The organism is Streptomyces paromomycinus, assembly GCF_003865155.1.
GTDB classification, from domain to species: domain Bacteria; phylum Actinomycetota; class Actinomycetes; order Streptomycetales; family Streptomycetaceae; genus Streptomyces; species Streptomyces chrestomyceticus.
The window spans coordinates 6,579,004-6,593,020 of sequence record NZ_BHZD01000001.1 but is presented as its reverse complement, the minus strand read 5'-3'; the positions used below and the strand labels follow the sequence as shown (position 1 = coordinate 6,593,020).

At 72.6% G+C, this 14,017-nt stretch carries 11 protein-coding genes; 4 read left to right on the top strand and 7 right to left on the bottom strand.

Going from position 1 to position 14,017, the window contains the following annotated elements:
* Positions 1-307: 307 nt before the first annotated feature.
* Entirely contained in the window at positions 308-1,846 is a 1,539-nt protein-coding gene (locus OEIGOIKO_RS28220) for a class I adenylate-forming enzyme family protein (protein WP_125056343.1), read from the top strand.
* 90 nt (positions 1,847-1,936) lie between these two features.
* Here OEIGOIKO_RS28220 and OEIGOIKO_RS28215 read toward each other — a convergent pair whose 3' ends face one another.
* Complete coding sequence (locus tag OEIGOIKO_RS28215; RefSeq protein WP_032926488.1) at positions 1,937-2,290, bottom strand: cytidine/deoxycytidylate deaminase family protein; 354 nt, start codon at positions 2,288-2,290, stop codon at positions 1,937-1,939.
* 110 nt (positions 2,291-2,400) lie between these two features.
* Complete coding sequence (locus OEIGOIKO_RS28210) at positions 2,401-3,231, bottom strand: helix-turn-helix transcriptional regulator (protein WP_246178137.1); 831 nt, start codon at positions 3,229-3,231, stop codon at positions 2,401-2,403.
* A gap of 231 nt (positions 3,232-3,462) precedes the next feature.
* On the opposite strand from OEIGOIKO_RS28210, the gene OEIGOIKO_RS28205 reads away from it, so the two are divergent.
* The gene (locus OEIGOIKO_RS28205) at positions 3,463-4,950 is read left to right on the top strand and encodes an MFS transporter (RefSeq protein WP_125056342.1); all 1,488 of its coding nucleotides are present in this window, start codon (positions 3,463-3,465) and stop codon (positions 4,948-4,950) included.
* Positions 4,951-4,986: 36 nt separating this feature from the next.
* On the opposite strand, the gene OEIGOIKO_RS28200 is transcribed toward OEIGOIKO_RS28205, so the two are convergent.
* Entirely contained in the window at positions 4,987-5,763 is a 777-nt protein-coding gene (locus OEIGOIKO_RS28200) for an AraC family transcriptional regulator (RefSeq protein WP_125056341.1), read from the bottom strand.
* Positions 5,764-5,908: 145 nt separating this feature from the next.
* Here OEIGOIKO_RS28200 and OEIGOIKO_RS28195 point away from each other — a divergent pair, with 145 nt between their 5' ends.
* Positions 5,909-7,141: an MFS transporter gene (locus tag OEIGOIKO_RS28195; RefSeq protein ID WP_246177567.1), complete on the top strand. Its 1,233-nt coding sequence runs from the start codon at positions 5,909-5,911 to the stop codon at positions 7,139-7,141.
* 52 nt (positions 7,142-7,193) lie between these two features.
* On the opposite strand, the gene OEIGOIKO_RS28190 is transcribed toward OEIGOIKO_RS28195, so the two are convergent.
* The 4 genes from OEIGOIKO_RS28190 to OEIGOIKO_RS28175 all read right to left on the bottom strand — a co-directional run bounded on the left by OEIGOIKO_RS28190 (position 7,194) and on the right by OEIGOIKO_RS28175 (position 12,606).
* Positions 7,194-8,510, bottom strand: a complete 1,317-nt coding sequence (locus tag OEIGOIKO_RS28190; protein WP_125056340.1) for a hemolysin family protein — start codon at positions 8,508-8,510, stop codon at positions 7,194-7,196.
* A 14-nt stretch (positions 8,511-8,524) separates the two neighbouring features.
* A complete protein-coding gene (gene ybeY, locus OEIGOIKO_RS28185; protein ID WP_073761490.1) occupies positions 8,525-9,022 on the bottom strand; it encodes an rRNA maturation RNase YbeY in 498 nt (165 codons plus the stop codon).
* 20 nt (positions 9,023-9,042) lie between these two features.
* Complete coding sequence (locus tag OEIGOIKO_RS28180) at positions 9,043-11,151, bottom strand: PhoH family protein (RefSeq protein WP_125056339.1); 2,109 nt, start codon at positions 11,149-11,151, stop codon at positions 9,043-9,045.
* Positions 11,152-11,391: 240 nt separating this feature from the next.
* The gene (locus tag OEIGOIKO_RS28175; protein WP_246177566.1) at positions 11,392-12,606 is read right to left on the bottom strand and encodes a carbohydrate kinase family protein; all 1,215 of its coding nucleotides are present in this window, start codon (positions 12,604-12,606) and stop codon (positions 11,392-11,394) included.
* Between the two features lie 66 nt (positions 12,607-12,672).
* On the opposite strand from OEIGOIKO_RS28175, the gene OEIGOIKO_RS28170 reads away from it, so the two are divergent.
* Positions 12,673-14,010 (top strand): family 4 glycosyl hydrolase, encoded by a 1,338-nt coding sequence (locus OEIGOIKO_RS28170; protein WP_125056338.1) that lies wholly within the window; start codon positions 12,673-12,675, stop codon positions 14,008-14,010.
* Positions 14,011-14,017: the final 7 nt, after the last annotated feature.

Genomic DNA, 14,017 nt, shown 5'->3' with positions numbered 1-14,017 from the left:
CGTTTCGTCGTGGCTCACGCAATTCTCCTGTCACCTGCGGGGGTATGGAGATGGAGCGGAAACCGAGAGTACTTGAGCATTAAAGAACGACACCAGAGCGCATATAAGTGATCTGCGTCACACCGAATCCGATGTTTGCGAGTACGCTGCACAAGCCAGTGTCACTAGGTCCGGGATTTTTACCCGGAACGCCCTTCTGTCGCGCCCCGGCGGGTCTCCGCATTACTCTGCCGCACTCCCGGCCCCGCTTGCCCCGCCGGTCCCGTGACGCATTTCAGCCGTTCACACCCACCGGAGCGGACACGAAATGAGCCAGCTCACCGCACGCCCTTTCCCGCAAGCCCTCGTCGACGCGTTCCACCGGCAGCCGGACGTACCGGCGTTCGAACATCTGGGGCGCGCCGTCCCGCGCCGCGCGGTCCTGGACCTGGCCGGCCGCTGTGTGCGCGGGCTGCGCGCGGCGGGCATCGGTCCGGGATCGTCCGTCGCGGTGGCCGCCGGCGTCACCCCCGAGGCGTTCGCCCTGCACCTCGCGGTGCATCTGCTGGGCGCCCGGCTGACCGGCCTGCGCCCCGGACTGCCGCCGGGCCACCTCGCCCGCGTCCTGGCCGACGGGATCGACGTCCTCGTGCACGACGAGCCGTCGGACTCCCCCGGACTCCGCGCCGCCGCCGCCGCTGTCACCACCCGGCTCGGCCTGGAGAAAGACCTGCTGAACACGGCGGAACCGGCCTCCCCCGACGACCTCGTGGCGCACGGCCGCCCGGACGACATCGCCCTGATCACCCTCACCAGCGGCAGCACCGGGCAGCCCAAGGAGTGCGCGCACACCTACCGCAGCCTCACCGCGGGCTGGTCGTGGCAGCCGGCCCGCCGGACCGGGCGGGTCGCCGGTCTCGCGGCGGCTTACGCGCGCTTCCTGCTCTTCGGCACCCTCACCAGCGCCGTGATCTTCGAGCACCTGGGGCTGTGCCTGCTGGGCGGCGGCACCGCCGTCATACCGGACCCGCCGCTGTCCTTCCCGGAGGTCTTCGCACGGCACCGCGTCACCGCCTGCCTGCTGACCGTCCCCCGGCTGCACCACATCCTCAACGCCCTGCGCACCGAGCCCGAAAACCCCGTGGACCTCACGAGCCTCCGCGCTCTCCTTGTGGCCGGATCTCCCCTGGCGCCCCACAAGCTCGCCGAGGCCACCGAACGCCTGGGCCCCGTCGTGCACCAGGGCTACGGACAGACCGAGACCGGCATGCTCACCCTGCTCACCCCCGACGACCTGGCCCGCCGGCCGGACACGGCGTACGGCTCGGTGGGGCGCCCTCTGGACGGGGTGGACATCGACGTGCGGGACCCGGCCGACGGGCGGCCCCTCCCCGACGGCGCCACCGGTGAGATCTGGGTCCGTACGGCCGGAGCGCTGACCGGCTACCGCCGGGACGAGGCGGAGACCCGCGCCGTACTGCGGGACGGCTGGGTCCGCACCCGCGACCTCGGCCGCCTCGACGAGCACGGCTTCCTGCGCCTCACCGGGCGCACCCGTGACGTCATCATCGTCAACGCCGTCCTGCACTACGCGGGCGCCATCGAACAGGCCCTGGCCGCACACCCGGACGTCGACCAGGCGTACGTCGTGGGCGCGCCGGACGAGCGGACCGGCGAGGCCGCCCACGCGTTCGTCGTACCGGCGGCGGGACGGCGGCCCGCTCCCGCGGCGCTGCGCGCCCAGGTAGCCGACGCGCTGGGTCCGGCGAGTGTGCCCGCCACGATCACCCTCGTGCGGGAGGTACCGGTGGCGGCGAGCGGCAAGCCGGACAAGAAGGCGCTGCTGGAGCGGGTACGGGCAAAGTGAAGGCCGCCGCGCCGTTGCGCCGGCCCGGCCGTCCGCCCTGGTGTCAGCCCGCTTGGACCGTGGCCGGTCAGCCGCTTGGACCGTGGCCGGTCAGCCCGCCTGGACCGTGGCCCGCAGCGTGCCGTCCGGACCGGCGACCAGCACCGGCGTACCGGCGCCGCCGAGATCCCGTACGGCCGCGCGGTCCGCGTCCGAGGCCGACTCCGCCTCGGTCACCACGGCCGCCGCCTCCAGCGACTGCGCGCCGCTCGCGACGGCCATGGCGACCGCCGTACGCAACGCGCTGAGCTGCAACGACTCCAGGGCGACGGTCCCCGCGACATAGGTGCGCCCGGTCTCGTCACGGACGGCGGCGCCCTCCGGCACCCCGTTGCGGGCGCGCGCGGAACGGGCCAGCGTGATGATCTTGCGGTCTTCCGGGTCCAGCGGTGCGGCTTCGCTCATACGGGCGAGCATATGCGTCCCGCGGCCCGATGGGCACGAGGGGGCGTACGGCGGTGGCGGGCCCGCTCGTTCCCGTCCCCGTGTCCTCGCGCCGCCTGCTCCCGTCCCCGTCACCCTGCCACCGAGTACATCCCGCCCCGGCGGCCCTCCGGCGACGTCAGCCACTCCAGCTTCGCCGCCGTGTCGGTCTCCGCCGACCGGCGCGGGTTGTGCAGCACGATGGTCAGGTCCGGGCGGGCCGGCACCCGCAGCTGGGTGGTCTCGAAGAGCAGCGTGCCGACGAGCGGATGCTCCAGTTCCTTGTGGATCTGCCCGCCGTCCTGCACGTCCCCGCGCGCCCACAGCTCCGCGAACTCCTCGCTCGCCGCGGACAGTTCCCGTACCACCGACTCGTACCCCTCGTCGCCGGGCCGGTTCGACCAGGCCGCCCGGTACTGGGCCACCACCACCGGCGCGTTCCGCTCCCAGCTGGCGGCGCGGGCGCGGTAGACCGGGTCGGTGAAGAACGCGATCACGCAGTTCATGTCGACGCCTTCGTGACCGTGGTTCAGGACGAGCCGCGCCGCCTCGTTGTAGGCGACGTTGTTCCAGTACGGGTCCAGGATGTGGGCCGGGAACGGCATCCACGCGTCGATCAGCCGCTGCAGCCCCTCGCACATGTCGAGCACCGCCGGGTCCGGGTCCTGCCGCAGCGGCGGGTTGAGCCCGGCCAGTACGTACAAATGCCGCCGCTCGGTGTCGCTCAGCCGCAGCACCCGGGCCACGGAGTCCAGCACCTGCGGCGATACGGTGATGTCGCGCCCCTGCTCCAGCCACTGGTACCAGGAAGCACCGACCCCGGCGAGCACCGCGACCTCCTCCCGGCGCAGCCCCGGCGTCCGGCGCCGCCCGCCGTCGGGCAGGCCCGCGTCGGCCGGGCTGACCCGGGCGCGGCGGCTCATCAGGAAGTCCCGCAACTCCTGCCGGCGGCGCGGCTTGGCGCCGCCCGAGTCGCCGGACTCCCTTGTCGTCGGTACGGATTGTGCCCGCGCGGACTCGCTCACGCCGTTCCCCCTGTCGGCCGCATGGTGACGGCCGATGTAGCAGCCTGCTGCCGGACCCTGCCTGGTGGTCCGGACACCACGATAAGTTCCCGCTCCCCACGCCGTATTCCTGGGCCGCAGGCTCCTCGTATGCCGACCGACACGTCCACGCTCCCCGCCACGGCCCCCGCAGCACCGACTGGCCCAGCCACGACTGTTCCCGCCCCCACCCGTATGTCCGCCCGCGCCAAACTGATCCTTCTCCTGCTCTGCGCCGCGCAGTTCATCGTCGCGCTGGACTTCTCCATCCTGAACGTGACGCTCCCCGTCCTCGGCCGGGACCTGGGAATGGGCCAGGCCGACCTCCAATGGGCGGTCACCGCCTTCGCCCTGCCGTCCGGCGGCTTCCTGCTCCTCTTCGGCCGGATCGCCGACCTGTACGGGCGGCGACGGCTCTTCCTCACCGGGCTCGCCCTCTTCACGACGGCCTCCCTGCTGGCCGCGCTCGCCTGGAGCCCGTCCGTCTTCCTGGCCGGGCGCGCGCTGCAAGGGCTGGGCGCCGCGGTCATCGTGCCCACCGGCATGTCCCTGCTGACCACCACCTTCACCGAAGGCCCGCAGCGCGAACGCGCCCTCGGGATCAGCGGCACCCTGCTCTCGACGGGCTTCACCATCGGCATGGTGCTCGGCGGCGCGCTGACCGACTCGCTCGGCTGGCGGTCGACGATGGGCGTCCTCGCGGTGGCCGGGATCGCCGTACTGGCGGTAGCGCCCGCGCTGCTCACCGAATCCCGGCACCCCGAGCGTCCCCGGATCGACATCCCGGGCGCGGTGACCGTCACCGGCGGCCTGCTCGCCCTGATCTACGCCCTGTCCACCGCCGCCGAGGCCGGCTTCGGACGCCCGGACGTCCTGGTCACGCTGGCCCTCGGCGCCGTCCTGCTCGTCGCCTTCGTCGTCGTGGAGTCCCGGGCCGCCCAGCCGCTGGTGTCGCTGCCGATGCTGCGCCGTCCGACGGTGGCGTGGGGCAACCTGGCAGGCCTGGTCACCTTCTCGATGATGAGCGCGGTGATCTTCCTGCTGACGCTCTACCTCCAGGAAGTGCTGCACCTCTCCGCCTTCCTCACCGGTCTCGTCTTCGGCGTGCAGGGGCTCTTCGCGGTGGTCTCCGGCATGGTCGCGCCGAAGGTGATCGGGCGGATCGGCGCCCGCCGGACGCTGCTCACCGGACTGGCCGTCCAGGCCGTCTGCACCGCCGCGCTGCTGGGCGTGGGCACGGCCCCGTCCGGCGTCTGGCTCGCGACGGTCGCCATGACGGTCGCCTGCTTCGGCCACCTGTGGGCGATCGTCTCGTACGGAGTGATCGTCACCTCCGGTGTGCCGGACACCGAACAGGGCCTGGCCACCGGCCTGGTGACCAGCTCCCAGCAGATCGGCATCACGGTCGGCATCCCGCTGCTGAGCGCCCTGGCGTCGGCCCGCGTCGCGGACCTGCGGGAGGACGGCGCGAGCTTCGCGGACGCCACGCTCGGCGGCGTCAGGCTGGGGCTCGGCGCGGACGCGCTGCTCGTCGCGGTGATCGCCGTGCTGGTGGCCGTCGGCCTCTCCCGGGCGGCCCGCCGATCCCGTACGGAGTAGGACGTTTCCGATGGGTCTTCGCGGCTTCGTGACGCCCTACACGCCCGCGAAGTAGGCCGACGGAGTGGTGCCCAGCGCCCGCCGGAACATGGCCGTGAAGGCGCTGGGGGTGGCATAGCCGAGACCGGTGGCGACGGAGGTGACCGGTGTCCCCCTGGCCAGCAGGGTGACCGCGTGGACGAGCCTGGCCTGCTGCACCCAGCGGGCCGGGCTCATCCCCGTGGCGGCGGCGAACCTGCGGTGCAGGCTGCGCGGGCTCAGATGGGCGCGGGCCGCGGCGTTCGGGGTCGTCCAGTCCTCGCCGGGGCTGCGCCGGATCGCCGCGCACAGGTCGTGCAGCCGGGGATCGTCCGGGGCGGGCAGGTGCAGGGCCGGTACGGGGCGCGGCGCGAGTTCGTGCAGCAGCAGGTCCATCACCGTGCCGTCGCGGCCCCGTACGTCGTACTCCACCGGAATCCGGGTGGCCTCGTCGATCAGCTCCCGCAGCAGCGGCGGGACCGAGACGACGGTGGGGGCGTCCGGCAGCCGCCAGGCGGACTGCGGCTCGATGTAGAGGGTGCGCATGGCGACCGCGCCCGCGCAGGTCATCGCGTGGGTCAGCCCGGCGGGCACCCACACGCCACGGGTGGCGGGCACCACCCACACGCCGTGCCCGGTGGCCACCGAGATGGCGCCGGTGGTGCCGTAGATCAGCTGGGCCCGGAGGTGCCGGTGGCCGGGGATGTGGTGGCCGTCGGGCAGGTCACGGGCCATCGCGGCGACCGGCCGGGGCACCCGCTGGTAGTCGTCCCGGTCCTCGCTCTTGCCGTACACGCGGCCTCCCTTCCGGCTTCTCCCCCGCCTCGCTTCCCGCTTTCTCCCTCGTCTCCCGCTTCCTCCACCGCCTGGCACGTTCTCGACAGAACTTGGCAGTCCCGCACAAGCCTGCCACGCCCGCCCCGGCCTAGCGTCGGCTCATGTGATCGAACCAGCTTCCGCTCCCCCGCGCACCGCCCGCCCGCCCCGCCCCGGCCTGACCCGCCCGACTGCCCTGCTGCTCGCCGCCACCAGCGCCGTCACCGCCGCCAACGTCTACCTGAACCAGCCGCTGCTGGGCGCCGCCGCCCGCTCCCTCGGGGTGGCGCCGGACGTCCTCGGCGCGGTGCCCACCGCCACCCAGCTCGGCTACGCGGCGGGCATCCTGCTGCTGGTCCCGGCGGGCGACAGCCACGACCGGCGGCGGCTGATCCTGGGCCTCGGTACGGCGTCCGCGCTCGCCCTCGCCGCCTGTGCCGTCGCGCCCGGCGTGACCTGGCTGGTGGTGGCCGGCTTCGCGGTCGGCCTGCTCTCGCCCGTACCGCAGCTCGTCACACCGCTCGCGGTCGCCCTGGCCGCCGGTGGCGGCGACGCCGGCCGGGGCCGCGTCGTCGGGACCGTACAGGCCGGTCTGCTGGTCGGCGTGCTCGCGTCCCGCGCGTACTCGGGGGCGCTGGCGGAGCAGGTGGGCTGGCGGGCGGTCTTCGGCTGCTCCTGCGTCCTGACCCTGCTGACCATGCTGGTCCTGAGCCGCGCCCTGCCCCGCGTCCCGGCGGCCGCGGCCACCTCGTACCGGTCCACACTCGCCTCGCTGCCGCGGCTGTTCGCCGCCCACCCACCGGTCCGGCGGATCGCCGTGTCCGGCGCGCTGGTGGGCATCGCGTTCGGCGCGTTCTGGACGACGCTCACGTTCCTGCTGTCGAAGGATTACGGGTACGGGCCGACCGAGATCGGCCTGTTCGGGCTGGTGGCCGCGGCGAGCGCACTGGCCTCCCCGTACGCCGGACGGCTGGCCGACCGGCTCGGACGGCGCGGCGCGCTCGCGGCACTGATCGGCCTGGTGATCGCGGGCTGGCTGCTCCTGCTGCCGGGCGGCGGCTCGCTCTGGTGGCTGCTGGCCGGCGTGGTCGTGCTGGACGTCGGGGTCTGGGGCAGCCAGGCCGCCTCGCAGACGTCCCTGTTCAGCCTCGATCCAGCCGTGCACAGCCGCCTGAACACCCTCTACTTCACCCTGCGCTTCTCCGGCATCGCCGTCGGATCGCTGGCGGGAACGGTGGCCTGGTCGGGCGGCGGCTGGCCCGCCGTGGTGGTCACCGGGACCACCACGGCGCTCGCCGGGCTGTGCGTGGCGGTCAGCCCCGACCGCTTCTCGCTCCGTCGCCGCGGTCGGTCCTGACCGTTACCCCGTCGCCGCGGTCGGTCCTCACCGCTTCCCGCTCCGCCGCCGGTCACTCCTGACCGGCCGCGCCGTCCTCGCCCCTGACCGGCTCGCAGAGCACCGTGACGATCTTGTTGCGGCGGCCGGCCGGGGCCTCCGCGGTCAGCCGCAGCGCCTTGGGCGAGAGCGCGGACGCGTTCTCGCTGAGGTCGATCTCGGCCGTGGCACCCGCGATCGGCACCCGGCCCAGATGCTTGGCGAGCAGCCCGCCGACCGTCTCCACGTCCTCGTCGTCCAGCTCGGCGAAGCCGTACAGCTCCCCGAGGTCGCCGATGTCCAGCCGCGCGGTCACCCGGTACCGCCCGTCGCCCAGGTCCTCCACGGGCGGCAGCTCCCGGTCGTACTCGTCGGTGATCTCGCCGACGATCTCCTCCAGGATGTCCTCGATCGTCACGATGCCGGCCGTACCGCCGTACTCGTCGATGACGACCGCGACGTGATTGCGGTCCTGCTGCATCTCGCGCAGCAGGTCACCGGCGTTCTTCGTGTCGGGCACGAAGACGGCGGGCCGCATCGCCGTGGAGACCAGCTCGGTCTCCGCGTCCCGGCTGATGTGCACCTTGCGGGCCAGGTCCTTCACGTACACGACGCCGACCACGTCGTCCTCGTTCTCGCCGGTCACCGGGATGCGGGAGAACCCGGAGCGCAGCGCGAGGGTCAGCGCCTGGCGGATGGTCTTGAACCGCTCGACCGAGATCAGGTCCGTCCGCGGCACCATCACCTCCCGCACCAGGGTGTCGCCCAGCTGGAAGACGGAGTGCACCATCCGGCGCTCCTCGTCCTCGATCAGCGACTCCTTCTCCGCGAGGTCCACCAGCGAGCGCAGCTCGGCCTCGGAGGCGAAGGGGCCCTGCCGGAAGCCCTTGCCGGGTGTCAGGGCATTGCCCAGAAGAATCAGCAGCCGCGGAATCGGCCCCATGATCCGGGCCAGCGGCAGCAGCACGTACGCCGCGGCGGTGGCGGTGTTCAGCGGGTGCTGGCGGCCGATCGTCCGCGGCGAGACGCCCACGGCGACGTACGAGACCAGCACCATCACCGCGATGGCCACGGTCAGCGCCTGCCAGGTCTCCTCGAAGGAGCGCAGACAGGCGTACGTCACCAGCACCCCGGCCGCCATCTCGCAGCCGACCCGCACCAGCAGCGCGACATTCAGATAGCGGACGGGATCGGCGGCGACGGCGGCCAGCTTCGCGCTGCCCCGCCGCCCCGACCGCACGGCTTCCTCGGCACGGAAGCTGGTCGTACGGGCGAGCCCCGCCTCGGCACACGCCGCGAGCCACGCGACGACGACGAGCAGCACCGCGACCGCGATCAGCTGGGTGGTCACCGGATCTCCCGCCGTCAGGTGACGGTCGGGGCCGGCGACGGACCCGTCAGCCCGCGCTCGGCACGCCAGCCGTCGATGATCGCCGCCTGCAGACCGAACATCTCGGCCTTCTCCGAAGGCTCCTCGTGGTCGTACCCGAGCAGGTGCAGCACCCCGTGCACGGTCAGCAGCTGGAGCTCCTCGTCCATGCTGTGCCCGGTCGGCGCCTCCTCCCCCTGCTTCTTGGCGACCTCCGGGCAGAGCACGATGTCACCGAGGAGCCCCTGCGGGGGCTCCTCGTCGTCCTTGGCCGGCGGACGCAGCTCGTCCATCGGGAAGGACATGACATCGGTCGGGCCCGGCAGGTCCATCCACTGGAGGTGGAGCTGTTCCATGGCGTCGGCGTCGACGACGATGACCGACAGCTCGGAAAGCGGGTGGATACGCATCCGGGCCACGGCGTAGCGCGCGACATCCAGAATCGCCTGCTCGTCGATGTCCGTTCCGGACTCGTTGTTGACGTCGATCGACATGTGGTGCTGCTTCTCGTTTCTCAGGAACGCCGGCCGTTGTGGCTGTTCTGGCCGTTCTGGCTGTCGTACTTCTCGTACGCATCGACAATACGGCCGACGAGCTTGTGCCGGACGACGTCCTGGCTGCTGAGCCGCGAGAAGTGCACGTCGTCCAGCCCCTCCAGAATGTCCTGGACCTGCCGCAGACCGCTCTTCGTACCGCCCGGGAGGTCGACCTGCGTGATGTCACCGGTGATGACGATCTTCGAGTCGAACCCGAGGCGGGTGAGGAACATCTTCATCTGCTCGGGGCTGGTGTTCTGCGCCTCGTCCAGAATGATGAAAGCGTCGTTGAGGGTGTTGTGCGTCAGCAGGTAGTCCTGTGTGACGTACAACGAGTCCTCGGCCGCCACCTGGATGCACACCGCTTCCTCGCGCCCCGCGGGCTCGATGGAGTCGATGAACCGCATCGGACGTCCGCCGCCCCCGGCCGCGTGGTACTTCTCGGCCTTGCGGGCGAGGCGGAAGGGCTCGATGCCTTCGGGGAGGCGGATGTCGATGATGTGCGCGTCCCGGCGGTAGCCGACGTCACGGCCCTTCGCCCGCCCCGGCTTCCGGCCCCCGGCCGCCCGGCGGCGGCTGTAGGCGACGCCGCCCAGCGACTGGACCAGCGCGATGACGTCGTCCCGGAGCAGGATCGACGTCGTCGTGTACTGGATGCGGCAGGTCCGGTCGGCCTGGGTCACCGGGCCGCCGTCGGAGTCGAGCAGCCCCTGGAGGACGGCGAGACGCACCTCGGCGGAGTTCTGGAGGTAGTCGTCCGGCACGAACTTCGAGTACGACCGGGTGCCGAGCAGATCCAGGGCCCGCAGAGCGCCCGTGACCGGGTTCTCCAGCGTCACGACGTCGCCCGGCGCCTTGACGCGGTTGAGCACGTAGTCGACGTCGTTCTTCCGCCGGACGGACACACCGGGCAGCGCCGCGCCGAGAGCGGTCGCCAATTCCGGGTCGGCGGTGGCGAACGAAGGCGTCGTGCTGCCCGTGATGCAGCCGTCACCGAGCAGCAGGCCCAGTGCGTACGGATCCATCGGAACAGCGCGCTCGGGGAAGCAGACCGGCGCCGTGAGCAGCGGCAGCTCGTAGCGGCGGGCCTGCGCCGCGCGGAGATCGCCGATCATCTCCTTGGTCTCCAGGACCCGCCACGGCTTGTCCCGGCGCTTGTCCGCCGCGGTGCGGACCGTCCACAGGTGCTCGCCGCAGCACAGGGTCCAGGAACCGTCCTGTGCGGTGACGCGGTAGATGTCCTTCTCGCCCTGCGGGTAGACGCCGAGGACCGGGGTGGGCTCGCCGTTCGACCCTATGACGAGGTCGCCCACCTGGAGATCGCCGATGGGGCGCCAGCCGTCCGGGGTCAGGACGTTCGTGAAGATCGGCTGCGCGCGACCGCGCATATATGCGAGCGGCGCCACCTCGATCGTCCCCGCCGCCATCAGCCGCGGGATCGAGTCCGGGTCGAGCATGTCGTGCAGGGCGTCGTACAGCGGGCGCAGGTACGGGTCGATCTTCTCGTAGAGGGTGCCGGGGAGGAAGCCCAGGCGTTCGCCGGCCTCGACGGCGGGGCGGGTCAGGATGATGCGGTTGACCTGCTTGGACTGCAGGGCCTGGACCGCCTTGGCCATGGCGAGGTAGGTCTTGCCCGTGCCGGCGGGGCCGATGCCGAAGACGACCGTGTGCCGGTCGATGGCGTCGACGTAGCGCTTCTGGTTCAGGGTCTTGGGGCGGATGGTGCGGCCGCGGTTGGAGAGGATGTTCTGGGTGAGCACCTCGGCGGGGGTCTCGCTCGTCGCGCCCTCGCCGTCCGCCGCCGAGCGCAGCATGGCGATGGAGCGTTCCACCGCGTCCTCGGTCATCGGCTGGCCGGTGCGCAGCACCAGCATCATCTCGTCGAAGAGGCGCTGGACGAGGGCGACTTCGGCGGGGTCGCCGGTCGCCCGGATCTCGTTGCCCCGTACGTGGATGTCGGTGGCCGGGAAGGCGTTCTCGATGACCCGCAGCAGGGCGTCTCCGGACCCCAGGACCGTCACCATCGGGTGCTTGGCGGGGACGGTGAACTGGGCGTGCGCCTGCGGTCGTGTAGGTGTCTGAGTCATGGGCCGGCTCTCTGGCCTGCTCATCCCCCATTCGTTGCGCTGCAAAGGCGGTGCCCGGCAGCTCGGCTCCTTGGGATACCCAGGGTACGACGGTGCACTGACAAGCCCGAAGCCTTTTCCGGCGTTCGCCTGTTCTCGTGTTCCTCCGGTGACGGAGTGCTCATGGGTGGGTGGGGTGTGGTTGGCCGGTTGTTCACGTGCGGGACGCGTGTGGGGCTCATGCGGGGCCCGTGCGGGTGCTCACGCGGGGCGGCGGAATCCGAGGGTCGGCAGGGCGCGGGCCAGCGGCCAGGAGCGGTCCGCGGTGGGCAGCAGGGCGTCGAGGAAGGCGTAGCGGCGGCGCAGGGCGGCGGTGTCCCGGGGGCAGGCCGCCGAGGCGGTGGCGCCGTCCGGAGTCCGGCCGTACGCCTCCGCCCGCACGATGCGCTGCCACCAGGCGGCGATCTCGGTCCAGCCCGGTGCGGACAGCGAGCCGCCGAATTCCTGGACGGAGAGCGCGGCGGTCAGTCCGGCGAAGGCGAGCCGGTCGGCCAGCGGCCAGCCGGCCAGCGAGCCGGTGACGAAGCCCGCGACGAAGACGTCGCCGGCGCCGGTGGGGTCCATGGCCTCCACCGCGATGGCGGGCACCTCGGCGGTCTCGCCGGTGCGTCCGTCGACCGCGTACGCGCCCTCGGCGCCCAGAGTGACCACGGCGACCGGCACCCGGTCGGCCAGCTTGCGGGCGGCGGCGCGCGGGCAGTCCAGGCGGGTGTAGCGCATCGCCTCCTCCGCGTTGGGCAGGAAGGCCTCGCAGTGCTCCAGTTCGGCGAGGTCGGCCGGGTCCCAGCGGCCGGAGTCGTCCCAGCCCACGTCGGCGAAGATGCGGCTGCCGCGGTGGGCGGCGCAGCCGAGCCAGCCTTCGGGGCGGCCCGGTTCGAGGGAGGCGACGCAGGCCCGTGACGGCGGCGGGCAGCCCGGTGCGTGCTTGCCGTCGAAGGCCGTGCGGGCGGGGCCGCTGGGCGCTTCGTGGCCGTGCGAGACCATGGTGCGCTCACCCTCGTACGCCATGGAGACGGTGACGGGAGAGTGCCAGCCCGCGACGGTGCGGGACAGCGACAGATCGACGTGTTCGCCGCGCTCCAGCGCCTCCCAGCAGTACTCGCCGTACATGTCGTCCCCGAAGGCCGCGGCGAGCGAGGTGCGCAGGCCGAGGCGGGCGAGTGCGGTGGCCATGTTGGCGACGCCGCCGGGGCTGGAGCCCATACCGCGGGCCCAGGACTCCGTGCCGCGTACGGGCGCGGAGTCCAGGCCGGTGAAGATGATGTCGAGGAAGACCGTGCCGGTGAGATAGACGTCGGTGGCCGGGTCGCCGCCGGCCCGTACGGCGGCCAGGGGGTCGAGCGCGGGCGCGGGGCCCGGCGGGACGTGGCCGGCCGGGCCGTTGCCCGGGGTCCGCTGGACATCGTGTGCGCTCACCGTGCCTGCCCCTCTCATCCGTGCGCGTGACGCCAGTCTGCCCGATGCTGGGGTACGTTCCGGCCCATGAGGCTCACGATTTTGGGCGGCGGGGGTTTCCGGGTACCGCTCGTGCACCGCGCGCTCCTGGACGATCCCGCGCAGGCCGTCACCGAAGTGACCCTGTACGACACCGATCCGCGGCGGGTGGCCGTCATTGCCTCCGTGCTGACCCGGCAGGCGCAGCGGCGGACCGGTCCTGGGCGGCCGTCCCCCGTCCGCGTGCGGGTCGCCGAGTCGCTCGACGACGCGCTGCGCGGCACCGACTTCGTCTTCTCGGCGATCCGTGTCGGCGGCACGGCGGGGCGGATCGCGGACGAGCGGATTCCGCTGGACGCGGGGGTGCTGGGGCAGGAGACGGTGGGTGCGGGCGGTGTGCTGTACGGGCTGCGCACGGTGCCCGTCGCGCTGCACATCGCCGAGCGGGTGGCGGCGCTCGCGCCGGACGCCTGGGTCGTCAACTTCACCAATCCCGCCGGGATCGTCACCGAGGCGATGGCGCAGGTGCTGGGCGAGCGGGTGATCGGCATCTGTGACTCGCCGGTCGGGCTGGTGCGGCGCGCCGCGCGGGCGGCGGGCGCCGATCCGGACCGGGTGACGTACGGCTATGTCGGCCTCAACCACCTGGGCTGGCTGCGCTCCTTGACCGCCGAGGACGGCACGGACCTGCTGAAGAAGCTGCTGTCGGATTCCGGCGCGCTCACCTCTTTCGAGGAGGGCAAGCTGTTCGGGGCGGACTGGCTGCGGGCGCTGGGTGCCGTTCCCAACGAGTACCTGCATTACTACTACTTCCGCCGCGAGACGCTGGCCTCCGTACGGGACGCGTCCGAGACCCGAGGGGAGTTCCTGGACCAGCAGCAGAGCGGCTTCTTCGAGGCGGCGTCCGGCGTCCCGCCCGAGGAGGCGTACGCGCTCTGGGAGCGCACCCGGCAGGAGCGCGAGGAGACGTACATGGCCGACAGCCGGGAGGCGTCCGGCGGCTGGCAGCGCGACACCTGCGACATGGAGGAGGGCGGCGGTTACGACCAGGTGGCGCTGGCCGTCATGCGGGCCGTCTCGGGTGACCGCCCCGCGCGTCTCATCCTGAACGTGCGCAACGGCACGACCGTGCCGCAGCTCGCGCCCGAGGCGATCGTCGAGACGGTGTGCGAGGTGGACGCGGACGGCGCGCGGCCGCTGCCGTGCGCGCCCCTGCGGGAGGACCAGCTGGGGCTGATGCTCCAGGTCAAGGCCGTCGAGCTGGCGACGGTCGAGGCGGCGGAGTTCAAGGACCGGGACGCGGCCCTCCGCGCGATGGCGCTGCACCCGCTGGTGGATTCACCGGCGGTGGCCGCCCGCATTCTGGAGCGGGCGGCCACGGACTGACACGGCG

What these genes read in the sequence shown, in the direction of transcription:
- ybeY (WP_073761490.1), bottom strand. Translation starts at nt 9,022, where the DNA reads ATGTCGATCGACGTCAACAACGAGTCCGGAACGGACATCGACGAGCAG.
- OEIGOIKO_RS28180 (WP_125056339.1), bottom strand. Translation starts at nt 11,151, where the DNA reads ATGACTCAGACACCTACACGACCGCAGGCGCACGCCCAGTTCACCGTC.
- OEIGOIKO_RS28220 (WP_125056343.1), top strand. Translation starts at nt 308, where the DNA reads ATGAGCCAGCTCACCGCACGCCCTTTCCCGCAAGCCCTCGTCGACGCG.
- OEIGOIKO_RS28170 (WP_125056338.1), top strand. Translation starts at nt 12,673, where the DNA reads ATGAGGCTCACGATTTTGGGCGGCGGGGGTTTCCGGGTACCGCTCGTG.
- OEIGOIKO_RS28210 (WP_246178137.1), bottom strand. Translation starts at nt 3,231, where the DNA reads ATGAGCCGCCGCGCCCGGGTCAGCCCGGCCGACGCGGGCCTGCCCGAC.
- OEIGOIKO_RS28215 (WP_032926488.1), bottom strand. Translation starts at nt 2,290, where the DNA reads ATGAGCGAAGCCGCACCGCTGGACCCGGAAGACCGCAAGATCATCACG.
- OEIGOIKO_RS28205 (WP_125056342.1), top strand. Translation starts at nt 3,463, where the DNA reads ATGCCGACCGACACGTCCACGCTCCCCGCCACGGCCCCCGCAGCACCG.